The organism is Pseudomonas sp. S36 (assembly GCF_016647875.1).
GTDB classification, from domain to species: domain Bacteria; phylum Pseudomonadota; class Gammaproteobacteria; order Pseudomonadales; family Pseudomonadaceae; genus Aquipseudomonas; species Aquipseudomonas parafulva.
On sequence record NZ_JACVVG010000001.1, the window covers coordinates 128,496 to 142,772 of the forward strand.

General features: G+C 63.5%; 11 protein-coding genes. 4 read left to right on the plus strand and 7 right to left on the minus strand.

Features of this window, described 5'->3' with window-relative positions; all coding sequences use genetic code 11:
* Positions 1 to 51 precede the first annotated feature (51 nt).
* The 3 genes from IAE36_RS00545 to IAE36_RS00555 all read right to left on the minus strand — a co-directional run bounded on the left by IAE36_RS00545 (position 52) and on the right by IAE36_RS00555 (position 2,561).
* Complete coding sequence (locus IAE36_RS00545) at positions 52 to 483, minus strand: PACE efflux transporter (protein ID WP_201209634.1); 432 nt, start codon at positions 481 to 483, stop codon at positions 52 to 54.
* A 74-nt stretch (positions 484 to 557) separates the two neighbouring features.
* Positions 558 to 1,853 carry an ATP-binding protein gene (locus IAE36_RS00550; protein WP_201209636.1) on the minus strand — a complete coding sequence of 432 codons (1,296 nt, stop codon included), beginning with the start codon at positions 1,851 to 1,853 and terminating at the stop codon, positions 558 to 560.
* 6 nt (positions 1,854 to 1,859) lie between these two features.
* Positions 1,860 to 2,561 carry a response regulator transcription factor gene (locus tag IAE36_RS00555; RefSeq protein WP_201209638.1) on the minus strand — a complete coding sequence of 234 codons (702 nt, stop codon included), beginning with the start codon at positions 2,559 to 2,561 and terminating at the stop codon, positions 1,860 to 1,862.
* A 260-nt stretch (positions 2,562 to 2,821) separates the two neighbouring features.
* Between IAE36_RS00555 and IAE36_RS00560 the strand changes: the two genes are divergently transcribed.
* The 3 genes from IAE36_RS00560 to mobA all read left to right on the plus strand — a co-directional run bounded on the left by IAE36_RS00560 (position 2,822) and on the right by mobA (position 7,762).
* Positions 2,822 to 3,997, plus strand: coding sequence for an efflux RND transporter periplasmic adaptor subunit (locus IAE36_RS00560; RefSeq protein WP_201209640.1), 1,176 nt, complete (start codon positions 2,822 to 2,824; stop codon positions 3,995 to 3,997).
* Positions 3,998 to 4,008: 11 nt separating this feature from the next.
* Positions 4,009 to 7,128 (plus strand): efflux RND transporter permease subunit, encoded by a 3,120-nt coding sequence (locus tag IAE36_RS00565; protein WP_201209642.1) that lies wholly within the window; start codon positions 4,009 to 4,011, stop codon positions 7,126 to 7,128.
* 61 nt (positions 7,129 to 7,189) lie between these two features.
* Positions 7,190 to 7,762, plus strand: a complete 573-nt coding sequence (gene mobA, locus IAE36_RS00570) for a molybdenum cofactor guanylyltransferase MobA (protein WP_201209644.1) — start codon at positions 7,190 to 7,192, stop codon at positions 7,760 to 7,762.
* A gap of 71 nt (positions 7,763 to 7,833) precedes the next feature.
* Here the strand turns inward: mobA and peaD are convergent, their stop codons facing one another.
* From peaD to peaA, 4 genes are read right to left on the minus strand one after another with little or no spacing between them, the layout of a single operon-like run.
* Positions 7,834 to 8,955 carry a quinohemoprotein amine dehydrogenase subunit beta gene (gene peaD, locus IAE36_RS00575; RefSeq protein WP_201209646.1) on the minus strand — a complete coding sequence of 374 codons (1,122 nt, stop codon included), beginning with the start codon at positions 8,953 to 8,955 and terminating at the stop codon, positions 7,834 to 7,836.
* Between the two features lie 32 nt (positions 8,956 to 8,987).
* Positions 8,988 to 9,311 (minus strand): quinohemoprotein amine dehydrogenase subunit gamma, encoded by a 324-nt coding sequence (qhpC, locus tag IAE36_RS00580; protein ID WP_014590799.1) that lies wholly within the window; start codon positions 9,309 to 9,311, stop codon positions 8,988 to 8,990.
* 1 nt (position 9,312) lies between these two features.
* Positions 9,313 to 10,743, minus strand: a complete 1,431-nt coding sequence (peaB, locus tag IAE36_RS00585; protein WP_201209648.1) for a quinohemoprotein amine dehydrogenase maturation protein — start codon at positions 10,741 to 10,743, stop codon at positions 9,313 to 9,315.
* A 48-nt stretch (positions 10,744 to 10,791) separates the two neighbouring features.
* Positions 10,792 to 12,357, minus strand: a complete 1,566-nt coding sequence (peaA, locus tag IAE36_RS00590) for a quinohemoprotein amine dehydrogenase subunit alpha (RefSeq protein ID WP_201209650.1) — start codon at positions 12,355 to 12,357, stop codon at positions 10,792 to 10,794.
* Positions 12,358 to 12,766: 409 nt separating this feature from the next.
* Here peaA and IAE36_RS00595 point away from each other — a divergent pair, with 409 nt between their 5' ends.
* Positions 12,767 to 14,260 (plus strand): aldehyde dehydrogenase family protein, encoded by a 1,494-nt coding sequence (locus IAE36_RS00595; RefSeq protein WP_201209652.1) that lies wholly within the window; start codon positions 12,767 to 12,769, stop codon positions 14,258 to 14,260.
* Positions 14,261 to 14,277: the final 17 nt, after the last annotated feature.

A 14,277-nucleotide genomic window follows, 5' to 3' on the forward strand; every position in this document is an offset into this window, starting at 1 on the left:
GTGCGGGAGGGTGTGCATGGGCACGACGTTATCCCGCGCCACGGTCGCACGTCAACACTTGGCCTGCTGGGCCGACAGCGGCACGTCAAATACCTTGTCGAACCCCCACTGGAAGACGAACGCGTATAGGAAGAAGAACACGAACAACGCCAGGTTGGTCAGCAGCGCCGCCCAGAGGCTTACCTGCAGCCAGTAAGCCACCACCGGCAGCAGAAGGACGACCAGTCCGCCTTCGAAGCCTAACGCATGCAACAGCCGACGCAGCAAGGTGCGCTCGCGCGCTGGCTGACGCGCCTCCCAATGTTCGAATGCCCAGTTGTAGGCCATGTTCCAGCTCATGGCGATGCCAGACATCAACACCGACAGCACGGCCGATTGTGCCATGCCTGCACCGAACGCCAATTCCAGCGCGGGCGCTACACACACCACGGCGATGGCCTCGTAGAGCACGACCTGGACGATCTTGCGTGCCTTGCCTTGCATATTCAGCTCCCGGATGGACAGCCTGCAACGCTACAAGAAGTGCACGGTGATAAGAAGCGCTGCAGCAGGGTTTTTCAACTGGCGGGCAGCCGTATGGTAAACCGGGCCCCACCCAGGGCAGATTGCGCGACCGTCAGCGTACCCCCCTGCCCCTCGATGGCCCGGCGACTGATCGCCAACCCCAGGCCAAACCCGCCGGTGCTGCGGTCACGGCTGCGGTCCAGGCGGTAGAACGGCTGGAAGATCCGCTCGCGCTCCTCCACCGGAATACCGATGCCGTCGTCCTCCACGGTCAACAGGCACGCCCCCTCTTCCAGGCTCAAGCGCAGCAGCAGGCGCTTGTCGCAGTAGCGCATGGCATTGCGCACCAGGTTTTGCACCGCACGCGCAGTAAGCCGCGGGTCGAGCACGAAACGCGGCATGTCATTGCCGGCGCGCACTTCCCACTGGATGCCCCGGCCATCGAGCTCTTCGGCAAAACTGCCAAGCACGCTGTCCACCAGTTCCAGCAGCGACACCTCCACCCGCTCGCGCGCCTGATCGGTATTGTACAGACGGCTGTAGGACAGCAGCTCCAGTACCAGTTCGTCCAGCTCCCGCACATGGCCCACCAGTTCGAGCAGGCGCTTGCGGCTGGCCGCCGGCACCTCATCGAACAGCAGCACCAGGCCGAAATCCAGGCGGGTCAGGGGCGTGCGCAGTTCGTGTGAAACGGCGTTGAGCAGTTCACGTTGCTGATTCACGTGGCGTTCCAGGTCGCCGGCCATGGTGTCGAACACCCCGGCCAACTCACCGATGTTGGAATGTGCAGAAATATGCGTGCGCTCCGACATCTTGCCCTGCCCCAGGCGCCGGGCGGTTTCCTTGAGGCGTTCAAGGTCGCGCCAGTGCGGCCACACCCACAGCAGCAGGCAACCCAGCATGGCAGCGCCGATCAGTACCGTGACACCCCAGGACAGCACGTTGATGTCCAGAGGGTCTGGCGGCGAATGCAAACGCACCAGCCAGTCCTTGTCCAGGGGCGCCAGTACCGTTTGGTAATAACCCCAGTCTGCCAACCGCACGGCGTACAGCCCCTGCTCCAGGCGCGAACGCTCTGCCGGCCGCAACCCGGCATCGCTCATGCGCAGCAGTTGCACCTGCAATGGCGCAAAATCCTCGGCCAGTGCCTGCTCGACCGCCGGCCACTGCGCCTTGGGCACCTGGTGGAACTGGCGCACGATCAGCGACTGCACGCCCTTGGTCTGCCCCAGGTTGTAGGCCATGAAGCGGTCCTGGAACAGCCCGACGATGGTGTCGGGTATGAACAGCAAGGCACCGGCGTAAGCCACGATGATGACCAGGTACAGGCGCACCAGAATTTTCAGCATGGGCGGTCAGCACTCCCACTCGACACGGCTGAACAGGTAGCCTTTGCCCCACACGGTCTTGATCTTGCGGGCTTCCCCGGCATTATCATCGAACTTGCGCCGCAACTTGGAGATGGCCACGTCGACCGAGCGGTCGGTGCCGTTGAACTCGATGCCACGCAACTGCTGCAGAATGCGGTCGCGGTTCAGCACAACACCGGCGTTGCGCGCCAGTACCACCAGCAGGTTGTATTCCCCGCTGGACAGCTCCACCGCCTCACCGCGCCACGTCACCGTACGCTCGGCCAGGTCGATGCACAGGCCGCCGATAACGATCAGGTCCTGGTCCAGGCGCGGTTCGTTGATGCTGCTGCGGCGCAGCAGGGTGCGCACGCGCGCCAGCAGCACACGTGGCTCGCACGGTTTGTTCACATAGTCGTCGGCGCCCATCTCCAACCCCAGCACCTGGTCATGGCTGTCGTCACGGGCGGTGAGCATCAGAATCGGCAGGTTACGGGACTGCTGACGCAACAGGCGGCACACCTGCAGCCCGTCGATACCCGGCAGCATCAGGTCGAGGATGACCAGGTCAGGTTTGTGCCGACGGTACTCGTCGAGCACATGGTCGCCGCGGGCAATCACCTGTACCTGGAATTCATTGCGTTGCAGGTAGCTGGCGATCAGCTCGGACAGGGCACTGTCGTCTTCGACCAGGAAAATATTCGGCATAGGCGCTTGGGTTCTGGGTTGGAATGGAACTGTGCCGGCCTCTTCGCGGGTAAACCCGCTCACACAGAGGCCGCAGGCAATGGGTGACTGTGAGGCCGGGTCTACCCGCGACCAAACCGGCACAAGCCTACGCAGAATATAGAACCCACCCCGCCTACAGGATCATTCTTCACACTTTTTCACACCTGCCCTACAGCTGTTCACAGCCATTCGCTGAGCGACTGCCGTAGCATAGTGTGGATCATCAGCGGAAGACCCGTATGCCGAACACATCATCCCCATGCCTGCGCCGCCTGGCGCTTCTGGCGTTACTGGGCCTTGGCCTGAGCGGCTGTAGCGAAAGTGACAACCAGGACCAACAGCCCCCTGCCCCCCAAGTGCGGGTAGAAACCCTGCAACTGCAGCCACTGGCCGTCACCACTGAGCTCAGCGGCCGTATTCTGGCACCGCGCACAGCGGAGGTTCGCGCTCGGGTTGCTGGCGTGGTGCTCAAGCGCGTCTACCGTGAAGGCAGCGACGTCAAGCAGGGGGATGTGCTGTTTCTGATCGATCCGGCCCCTTTCAAGGCAGACTTCGACAGCGCCAAGGCGGCCCTGGCCAAGGCCGAGGCCACGTTGTATCAAGCCCGTCTGCAGGAGCAGCGCTACCGCGAACTGGTCAGCGACAAGGCGGTCAGCCGCCAGGAATACGACAATGCCAAAGCCAGCTTCCTGCAAGCCGACGGCGCGGTGGCCGAAGCCAAAGCCGCCCTGCAACGGGCACGCCTGAACCTCGGCTACGCCACGGTCACGGCGCCGATCGACGGCCGTATTGGCCGGGCTCAGGTAACCGAAGGCGCGCTGGTTGGGCAGAACGAAGCCACGCCGCTGGCGACCATTCAGCAACTGGACCCCATTCACGCCGATGTTACCCAGTCGACCCGCGAAATCAGCGCACTGCGCAAGGCCCTGCGCGCTGGCCAGGTGCAGCAGGTCGGCGATGGCCAGGCCAGCGTCACCCTGATCCAGGACGACGGCAGTGCCTATCCACTACCCGGCAAGCTGCTGTTCTCCGACATCAGCGTCGACCCCAGCACCAACCAGATCACCCTGCGCAGCGAATTCCCCAACCCCAACCTGGACCTGTTGCCTGGCAGCTATGTGCGCGTGCGCTTGGCGCAGGCGGTGCAACCCCAGGGCATCAGCGTGCCCCAACGCGCCATCCAACGCGACAGCGCCGGCGTGCCGAAGGTCATGGTGGTGGACCCGCAGTCTCGCGTCAGCGACCGCCAGGTAGTGCTGGGCAGCGCCCAGGGCGACCGTTGGGTGGTCACCGAGGGCCTGGCTGCCGGTGAGCAGGTAGTGGTTGAGGGCCTGCAGCACATCAAGGCTGGGGACCAGGTGCAGGTTGATACTGCCACCCAGGCCAAGCCCGTCGCACAGCACCCCGGCCAGTGAGGGCCTGACCCATGCCGCAATTCTTCATTGACCGCCCGATTTTCGCCTGGGTGGTCGCACTGTTCATCCTGCTGGCAGGCGCCCTCGCCATTCCGCAGCTGCCAGTGGCGCAGTACCCGAATGTGGCACCGCCGCAGATCGAAATCTATGCCGTTTACCCTGGCGCTTCGGCGGCGACCATGGACGAAAGTGTGGTCAGCCTGATCGAGCAGGAACTCAACGGCGCCGACAACCTGCTGTATTTCGAATCCCAGAGCAGCCTGGGCAGCGCTACCATCACCGCGACCTTCCAGCCCGGCACAAACCCGGACCTGGCTCAGGTTGACGTGCAGAACCGGTTGAAAGTGGTCGAATCGCGCCTGCCACGGCCGGTCACCCAGCAGGGTTTGCAAGTGCAGAAGCTGTCCACGGGTTTTCTGCTGCTGGGTACCCTTACCTCCGAGGATGGCAAGCTCGACGAAACCGCCCTGTCGGACATCCTCGCTCGCAACGTGATGAACGAAATCCGCCGCATCAAAGGGGTGGGCAAGGCACAGCTGTATGGCTCTGAGCGGGCCATGCGCATCTGGATCGACCCTGCGAAACTGGTCGGCCTGAACCTCACCCCCAACGATGTGGCCAACGCGATTGCCGGGCAGAACGCCCAGGTGGCGCCTGGCAGCATCGGTGACCTGCCTGGCCGCGACACGCAGGAGATCACCGCCAACGTCGTGGTGAAGGGCCAGTTGTCCTCCCCCGAGGAGTTCGCCGCCATCGTTCTGCGCGCCAACCCAGACGGCTCCACCGTGACCATTAGCGATGTGGCACGGGTCGAAGTGGGTGCCCAGGAATACCAGTTCGGCACCCGCCTCAATGGCAAGCCAGCCACCGCCTTCAGTGTGCAGCTGTCGCCTGGCGCCAACGCCATGGAAACCGCCACGCTGGTGCGGGCGAAGATGCAGGACCTGGCGCGCTACTTCCCGGAGGGCGTCAAATACGACATTCCGTACGACACCTCGCCGTTCGTCAAGGTGTCCATCCAGCAGGTGATCACCACCCTGTTCGAAGCCATGCTGCTGGTGTTCGCAGTGATGTTCCTGTTCTTGCAGAACCTGCGTTACACGCTGATCCCTACGCTGGTGGTGCCGGTGGCGTTGATGGGCACGTTCGCGGTGATGCTGGCCCTGGGCTTTTCGGTCAACGTTCTGACGTTGTTCGGCATGGTCCTGGCCATCGGCATCCTGGTAGACGACGCCATCGTAGTGGTGGAAAACGTCGAGCGCATCATGGCCGAGGAAGGCCTGCCGCCCAAGGAGGCCACCCGCAAGGCCATGGGGCAGATCAGCGGTGCCATTATCGGGATCACGCTGGTACTGGTGGCGGTGTTCCTGCCCATGGCGTTCATGCAAGGCTCGGTCGGGGTCATCTACCAGCAGTTCTCGGTATCAATGGCGGTGTCGATCCTGTTCTCGGCCTTCCTGGCCCTGAGCCTCACCCCAGCGCTGTGCGCGACACTGCTCAAACCCGTTGCCAAGGGCGAGCATCACCAGCGCAAGGGCTTCTTTGGCTGGTTCAACCGCCGCTTCGAAGGCATGAGCAACGGCTATCAGGGCTGGGTTTCCGGCGCTTTGCGCCGCAGTGGCCGGTATTTGTTGGTGTACGCCTTGCTGCTGGGCGTGCTGGGCTACGGGTTCAGCCAACTGCCCACGGCGTTTCTGCCAACCGAAGACCAGGGCTACACCATCACAGACATCCAGCTGCCACCTGGGGCCACGCGCATGCGTACCGAGCAGGTAGCTGCACAGATAGAGGCGCACAACGGCTCGGAGCCGGGCGTGGGCAATACCACGGTCATTCTTGGCTTCAGCTTCTCGGGCAGCGGGCAGAACGCGGCCTTGGCGTTCACCACGCTCAAGGACTGGTCGGAGCGCGGCGCGGATGACAGCGCCCAGTCGATTGCCGACCGCGCCAACATGGCCCTCTCTCAGCTCAAGGATGCCGTGGCGTTTGCCGTGCTGCCGCCGCCGATCGATGGCCTTGGCGAGTCCACCGGTTTCCAGTTCCGCCTACAGGACCGTGGCGGCATGGGCCATGCAGAACTGATGGCGGCCCGTGACGAGCTGCTGGCCAACGCCGGCAAGAGCAAGGTGCTGACCAACGTGCGCGAGGCCTCCCTGGCCGAAAGCCCGCAGGTGCAGCTTGAGATCGACCGCCGGCAGGCCAACGCGCTTGGGGTGTCCTTCGCTGACATCGGCTCGGTACTGGATGTGGCGGTGGGCTCCAGCTACGTCAACGATTTCCCCAACCAGGGCCGCATGCAGCGTGTGGTGGTCCAGGCTGAGGGCGACCAGCGCAGCCAGGTCGAGGACCTGCTGAAGATCCATGTGCGCAACAGCAGCGGCAAGATGGTACCGCTGGCGGCATTCGTGCAAGCCAAGTGGGTCAGCGGCCCCGTACAGCTCACCCGTTACAACGGCTACCCGGCGGTGTCGATTTCGGGCGAACCGGCCGTCGGCTACAGCTCGGGTGAGGCCATGGCCGAAGTGGAGCGGCTGGTGGCGCAACTGCCCACCGGGGTGGGCCTGGAATGGACCGGCCTGTCACTGCAGGAGCGCCTGTCGGGCAGCCAGGCCCCGGTATTGATGGCGCTGTCGCTGCTGGTGGTGTTCCTGTGCCTGGCGGCGTTGTATGAAAGCTGGTCGATCCCCACTGCGGTGTTGCTGGTAGTACCGCTGGGCATACTGGGCGCAGTGCTGGCCGTTTCCCTGCGTGGCATGCCCAACGACGTGTTCTTCAAGGTGGGCCTGATTACCCTGATCGGCCTGTCGGCGAAAAACGCCATCCTGATCATCGAGTTCGCCAAGAGCCTGGTCGACCAGGGCCTGGATGCCACCGAGGCGGCGATACAGGCTGCGCGCTTGCGGTTGCGCCCCATCGTCATGACCTCGCTGGCGTTCATCCTCGGTGTGGTCCCGCTGGCCATCGCCAGCGGCGCCAGCTCGGCCAGCCAGCAGGCGATCGGCACCGGTGTGATCGGTGGCATGCTCAGTGCCACCCTTGCCGTGGTGTTCGTACCGGTATTCTTCGTGGTGGTGATGCGCCTGGCCGGGCGCGGCAAACAACCCGCCAACGAGGTTGCCCACGACAGCTGACTGGACAACAACGGCCTTAAATGGGAGGGTTCCTGGCATCGACTGCCTGGAGCCCTTTTTCATGCCTGATACCCTGCCCCCCTGTTCCGTCCTGATCCTTGCCGGCGGCCGCGGCCAGCGCATGGGTGGGCGGGACAAAGGGCTGCTGGAATGGCGCGGCGAACCGCTGGTGGAACACCTGTACCGCACCGTGCGCCCGCTCAGCGATAACCTGGTGATCTCGTGCAACCGCAATCAGCAGCGCTACCGGGCTTACGCGGACCAGGTGGTGAGCGATGCCGAAGCGGATTTCCCGGGGCCGTTGGCCGGGGTCATTGCCGGGTTGAAAGTGGCCAGGCATGGGTGGGTGGTGGTAGTGGCCTGCGACGCGCCCCTGGTAGACCCGGCCTTGATCCACGACCTGCGCAGGTTGGCGCATGCCCGTGATGCCGCGGCCATGGTGCGCCAGGGTGGTTACTGGCAGCCCATGTTCAGCGTGCTCCCACGCCGGCTATTGCCGGCGCTGGAACATGCCTGGGCCGAGGGCGAGCGCAGCTTGCAAAAGGCGCTGTTGCGCGCGCGGGTTGAGGCGCTGGAATGCGAAGATGATGACCCCAGGCTGAGCAACTTCAACAGCCCGGAGTGGCTCACATAAAATGGCACGCACCCTTGCTTGGGAAGCCCAAGTGTTCCGCCAGCTTTGAGGGTTGTGCAAGGCCATTGCTGCTACCGAACAAACACCTGAGGCGTCGAGGTGGACATGTCCCCGCCCGGCAACTTGATGTTGCCGACCTTTTCCAGCGTGTCCGGGTTGAATACCGCCAGGTCATTGAACGTGCCCCCCAGGTACAGCTTGTCGCCCTTGCTGTCGAAGGTGACGCAATAGTAGGTGTGCTCCAGGTTCGCAGCCTTGATCAGCTTGCGCTGCTTGATATCGTACTTGGCCAGGCGGTTGAGCACGCCATACATCTGGTTGGGGTTCTTGGGTGAGCGCAGGCCGGTGAAGTACAGCTCCGTCAGGTCGGCGAACTCCTGGGTGTGGGTCTTGCCGGTCTTGAGGTCGACGCTGAGGTAGCCGTACAAGTACTCGTCGGTAGCTGGGTCCTGCTTGCCGCCCTTGAACTTGGCAATGGTGTACAGCATGGAGAATTCGTGACGCGGGCTCTGGTGCGGCCAGAAGTACAGCACGTCCGGGGCGCTGTAGCCTTTGCGGTTCCAATTGCGCAGCGGCAGGGCCACCGTGTATTTGCCAGTCTGCACATCCATCTTGTACAGGTCCGGCCCGGCCACGTACAGGCTGCCATCATCGGCAGCACGCATCAGGTACACCTGCCGCGGCATCGGGAAGGTGCGTACCGGCTTGGCCTGCAGGCCATCACGGGTACGGAACACCTCCAGCCTGGGCGGCTTGACCACGTAGTGATCGTTCAGGCGCTGGGTGGGGTTGACCGTTGCGTAGACTTCCTCGCCATTCGGGCTGATCGCGAACGAATACATCGAGCGCCCCACCTCGCCGGCCACACTGGACAGGTTGGCGTGGAAGGTGTTCTTGCAGGTGTCCAGGTCAAACCCGTAGATGTCGCCAAAGTGATTGTTCAATACGTAGGCGGTGCGCTTATCCGGCGCCATCATGGCGGTGCCGGGGCCAAACTTGTCGGGCATGACGCAGCTTTTGAACACCGTATCGGTGGCCACATCCACCACGTGCAGGTTGTTTGGGTAGTTGGTGACGATCATGTATTCGTGCCCGGCCTTCAGGGCCGGCCCGGTGTCGTCTGCCTGCGCCAGGCCAGTACAGGCCATGGCGGCGATGGTGAGCGCAACGCGTGCGCAGCGTCCAGCATTCATGCGGTTTCCCCTTGTCGTTCTTGTTGGGCCGGTCACTTGTCTTTAGGGAACACGGTGCCCAGGTTGCGCCAGTCTTCAGCGGAGTTGGTCGCCTGAGCGTTCCAGTCCTGGTAGGTACTCATCATGTCCGGCACCTGAGCCGGCCACCAGCAGGGGTCGGAGCAGCCGTACAGGTCAGCCTCCATGGGCTGGCACAGCGAGCTCACACCACCAAACGCGTCAACTTCCCAGCCAGGGTCGGTGGTGGCGGTGCACCCGGCCACCGCGCTCATGGCCATGACTTCCTCGACGCGGTCCTCGGCGGCGGCCTGCTCCAGGATGCGTGCCTTGTTGTTGAGGGGTTTCAAATGCTTCATGTCAGTGCGCCTTCCGCGGGGTGATGTAGCGGTCGATGAAGGCCGGGTTGGTGGCCATGATGCGGCTGTAGACCTCGATCCCGAAGTCCACCCAGTCGCGCATCAGCTCGCAATAGTGGTAGGTCGGGTGCTGCGGGTCACCGTAACGTGCGTAGCTCTCGTGGTAGCACCCGCCCGAACACAGGTTGCGGATGCGGCAGCTCTCGCAGCCAGTGTTGCTGCGGTCAAGGCGTTGTGACAGAAAGTCGTTCAGCTGCGCCTGCTTGACGCCCTGGTGTACGTTACCGAACGTCGGCAGGCTGGAGCCTGTGAAGCGGTGGCACAGGTTGAGTTCGCCCTCATGGTCCACTGCCAGCATCTTCAGCCCTGCACCACACGGCAGTGCCTTCTTGTGGCCTTCGTGGATGTCGGTAATCAGCTGGTGCAGGTTGGAGAAGCCGATGTTGCGGTGCTCCAGCGCCGCGCCCAGGTAGCGGCGCCCCAGGGCCTTCATGTTGGCGAACACCTGCACCAGCTCTTCGCCGGTGAGGTTGAAGGCGGCCATGTCACCGGAGGTGACAGGGGCGAAGCCTACTTCGGCGAAACCCAGCTCATTGAACAGGTGGTTCCAGATGGTTTCGACGTCGGTGATGCCACGGGTGAGGGTCACGCGCGCACCCACGGGCCGGCTGCGGTAACGCGACAGCAGCATGTCTGCCTTGCGCCGTACCACATCATAGGTGCCCTGGCCGCCCACGGTGATGCGGTTGCGGTCATGCACGGTCTTGGGGCCGTCAATGCTGATCGACAGCCCGAAGCGGTGGGCATCAAGCCAGTCGACTACCTCTTCGGTCAGCAAGGTGGCGTTGGTGGTCATGATGAATTCCACCTGCTTGCCGGCCTCGGCGAAGCGGCGTTCGCAATAGCCCACCATGTGCTCGATCAGCGGCCGGTTGGAAAGCGGTTCGCCGCCAAAGAACACCACGCTGTAACGCTGCTCGTCGGGGGACTCCTTGAGCAGCATCTCCACCGAGGCTTCGGCGGTGGCCGTGTTCATTTTCTTGCCGGCAGACGGCTTGTCCAGGTCTTCCTTGTAGCAGTAGGTACAACTGAGGTTGCAGCCGGTGTTGACGTTGAGCACCACGGTGTTCAGGGCGGTGCGTTCCACCTGCCTGAGGGCGATCTCCGGGGTCAGCAGCGAGCCGTCGCTGACCAGTTCCAGGGCGATCAGCTCGCGCAGGGTGTCCTGGATGTCCTGCCCGGCAAATTGCTGGCCAAGCCGTTGTATCAGCTCTTCGGCCGAACAACCCTGCTGGCGCAGGCTGTCGATGATCCCGCCGGTCACGGCGTCGGTGGCAAACAACGAGCTGCTGGGTATGTGGAACAGCATGCGGTCGGCATCTACCTGCACTTCATGCAGGTTACGCTCGACCAGGTTCAGTAGTGCGCCCATGGCGACCTCCCGATAATCGATCCGTTGGAAAACCGTTGCACCCCGCCGTTACGGCAATGGCGGGTTGTTCCAGCGCTGTACGGTCACGATCATGTGCCCCTCCCCGGTCTGGCCGCCGTCGGCCAGTGTGGCGATGACCTTCAGGTTGCCGGCGTTGTTGGTCATCATCTTGCGCTCAGGGTTGGGGCCTGCGCCGCCGGGCACGAACACGCCGTCGGGCTGCATCTGCCCGGCAAATTTCACGTCTTCGTCCTCAACGGCACGCTCGTTGAACGGTTCGACCTTCCACGTGGCCGGGAGGTAACCAATGCGCAGCGGCTGGCCGCTGGCGTCCTTGCCCCAGGCTTCCGCCTCGAAGCGCCCCTGTACCTTGGGCACCGATGCACCGTTTTCACCAATGCGGGCGATGGAGAACGCCGGGACCACCTTGACCTCCTCGACCTTGTCGTAAACGGCCAGGGTGGCCCCCTTCAGCGCACCCACGGCAACTTCGCGCTGGCCGGGCTGGGCGTCGCGAGCCGCGCGCGCTTTGACGCGCAGCAAGGTCGGGGTCTGCTCCAGCACTTGGGTCACCTCGACGCCGGCGCCCAGGTCGGGCTTGCCGTCCAGGCCACTGCCCACCACGCTGATCTCGGCCTCTTCACCGGCCTTGATGAAGCCTGGCTGTACCGCCAGCAGGCGGGCCTTGCCGTCCTTCACAGCAGTGAAGTCCAGGCCACGCTCATCGTGTTCGGCTTCGAACATGCGGCCTTTCATTTCGCCATCCAGCGCTGCGAACACCTGGCGCAGGTGGGTATCGCCCACTTTCACATTGGCGCGCCACTCATAGCCGTTGTACAGAATCGCCGTGCCGTTGCCGTTGAATGGAGTACCGTCGGCGTAAGCGCCCTTGACCTCGACCTTGAAGGTGTCGCCTGGCTCGGCAGCGATACTCATCACCCCACGCACATCGCCTTTGGCCAGCATGTGGCCGCTGAAGGCCCACTGCCCCGCCAGTGTGCTGGCATCAGGCTTGGCCTTCTGCCAGTCGGCCCAGGCCGAGCTCTCCAGCGGGTAGCGCTTGGCAAGTTCAGGCACCACTTGCTGCAGAGCGATCGGCAACCAGTCCCGGTCACGCGCCTGGGCCTGATACTCAAGGGACGGCCATTGGCCGAGGTGGAAGTTGACCAGGTATTCCCACTCCTTCGCCGGGCGCCGTTGCAGCGCCACCCGCGCGCCGGAGTGGCAACGGCCGCAGGTTTCGGCCAGTTGGGTATCGAAATGCTCCACCGTGTTGAGGCGGCGTTCCATCGCGTAACGCACGCCGTCTGTTTCGCTGGGGGCCAGGCCTTGTTTGTCGGCCAGGTACTTGACCAAGGTACGGCGGTCGTCGTCGCTGATCTGCAAGCCGTGCATCACCTGCATGCGGGCGATGCTCATCAACCAGCCCTCGGGGGTTTTACGCTGGTGGCTGATGCGGCTGTAACTGTCGGTACCTTCGGGTATATGGCACCCCATGCACGTGTTCTGCAACAGGTTCGCGCCCTGTTCGGCCGCCATGGCCTGGGTGCCCAGCAGCGCGGCGGCAAGTAACGCCAGCTTGCCCGCATGACGCCGGAGTCGAGTCGTCTTCAAGGTCAGACCTCCACGGTTGTTGTTCTTATGGTGTCGCACGCTCAGGTGAAGCACGGGTGCAATGATTGGCTCAGATACAGAAACCGTGCCAGCTCCGCCAACTCCTTTACTTTTCAGTGACTTGACAGGTTTTTAGGTGTGCCTTCCCAGTGTCTGCCAGCGCGAGGGGCGTGCCATTTCGCGACAGGGTGTTTCAAGCTGAGACACTGCCCGCCGTTGGATGCAGCGGTCAGCTGACCCTTGTTGCATCTTCGTCTCACACTGTCTCATTGTGCTACAGCGCAGCACCGCCGTTCAGGGCTATACCACTGCGCCAGGCCCTACGATTCAAGGCCCTACAGCCCCGGTGCAACCTTGGCACGGCCATTGCCCAAAGCCTGTCACATCCAATGACAAGAGGCTAAGCCCCATGCCCAGCGAACACACTATCCTGCCTGCCACCCAGGCCTTCATCGAACGCAAACTGAAGATGCGCATCGGTGCCGAATGGCAGGACGCCGCCAGTGGCCGCACCCTGTCCTTTCGCAACCCGGCCACGGGCGAAATACTGGGCGAAGTGCCCGCCGCTGATGCCGAGGACATAGACCGGGCAGTACGTGCTGCACGCCAGGCGTTCGAGGATTCGCCCTGGAGCCGCCTGCGCCCGCGCGAACGCCAGAACCTGCTGTGGCGCCTGGCCGACCTGATGGAGCGTGACGCCCGCCTGCTGGCAGAGCTGGAGTGCCTGAACAACGGCAAGAGCGCTGCGGTGGCACAGGTGATGGACGTGCAACTGGCCATCGATTTTCTGCGTTACATGGCCGGCTGGGCGACCAAGATCGAAGGCAGCACCGTGGATGCATCCCTGCCGCTGATGCCAAACGACCAGTTTCATGGGTTCGTGCGTCGGGAGGCGGTGGGGGTGGTCGGCGCCATCGTTGCCTGGAACTTCCCATTGCTGCTGGCGTGCTGGAAGCTCGGCCCTGCATTGGCCACCGGCTGCACGGTAGTGCTAAAACCGGCGGACGAAACACCGCTGAGCGTGCTCAAGCTGGCAGAACTGGTGGACGAAGCCGGCTACCCGCCGGGCGTGTTCAACGTGGTCACCGGCACCGGCCTGAATGCCGGCGGCGCCCTCAGCCGACACCCCGGCGTCGACAAACTGACGTTCACCGGTTCCACCGAGGTGGGCAAGTTGATCGGCAAGGCGGCCATGGACAACATGACCCGGGTCACCCTCGAACTGGGTGGTAAATCGCCTACCATCGTCATGCCCGATGCCAACCTGCAGGAGGCCGCAGCCGGGGCCGCCAGCGCCATCTTCTTCAACCAGGGCCAAGTATGCTGCGCCGGCTCACGCCTGTACGTCCACCGCAAGCATTTCGACAATGTGGTGGGTGATATCGCCAGCATTGCCAACGGCATGAAACTTGGCAGCGGCCTGGACCCAGCGGTGCAAATGGGTCCGCTGATTTCCGCCAAACAGCAGGACCGCGTCACCGGCTACATCGAACTGGGCCGCGAACTCGGGGCAACCATTGCTTGTGGGGGGGAAAGCTTCGGCCCAGGGTACTTCGTCAAGCCCACCGTCATCGTCGATGTGGACCAGCGCCATCGCCTGGTGCAGGAAGAAATATTCGGCCCGGTGCTGGTGGCGATGCCCTTCGACGACGTTGATGACGTAATCGCCATGGCCAACGACAACCCGTACGGTCTGGGCGCGAGCATCTGGTCCAACGACCTGGCTGCGGTACACCGCATGATCCCGCGTATCAAGTCAGGCTCGGTGTGGGTCAACTGCCACAGCGCCCTGGACCCGGCATTGCCGTTCGGGGGCTACAAGATGTCGGGGGTGGGCCGTGAAATGGGCGCGGCCGCCATTGACCACTACACAGAGCTCAAGTCAGTACTGATCAAGCTCTGAGCGTTTCACCCTCTGGC

Bases quoted from the DNA above. Each gene is read 5' to 3' on its own strand.
- IAE36_RS00550 (WP_201209636.1), bottom strand. From the start codon at position 1,853: ATGCTGAAAATTCTGGTGCGCCTGTACCTGGTCATCATCGTGGCTTAC.
- peaD (WP_201209646.1), bottom strand. From the start codon at position 8,955: ATGAATGCTGGACGCTGCGCACGCGTTGCGCTCACCATCGCCGCCATG.
- mobA (WP_201209644.1), top strand. From the start codon at position 7,190: ATGCCTGATACCCTGCCCCCCTGTTCCGTCCTGATCCTTGCCGGCGGC.
- IAE36_RS00595 (WP_201209652.1), top strand. From the start codon at position 12,767: ATGCCCAGCGAACACACTATCCTGCCTGCCACCCAGGCCTTCATCGAA.
- IAE36_RS00560 (WP_201209640.1), top strand. From the start codon at position 2,822: ATGCCGAACACATCATCCCCATGCCTGCGCCGCCTGGCGCTTCTGGCG.
- peaB (WP_201209648.1), bottom strand. From the start codon at position 10,743: ATGGGCGCACTACTGAACCTGGTCGAGCGTAACCTGCATGAAGTGCAG.
- IAE36_RS00545 (WP_201209634.1), bottom strand. From the start codon at position 483: ATGCAAGGCAAGGCACGCAAGATCGTCCAGGTCGTGCTCTACGAGGCC.
- IAE36_RS00565 (WP_201209642.1), top strand. From the start codon at position 4,009: ATGCCGCAATTCTTCATTGACCGCCCGATTTTCGCCTGGGTGGTCGCA.
- qhpC (WP_014590799.1), bottom strand. From the start codon at position 9,311: ATGAAGCATTTGAAACCCCTCAACAACAAGGCACGCATCCTGGAGCAG.
- IAE36_RS00555 (WP_201209638.1), bottom strand. From the start codon at position 2,561: ATGCCGAATATTTTCCTGGTCGAAGACGACAGTGCCCTGTCCGAGCTG.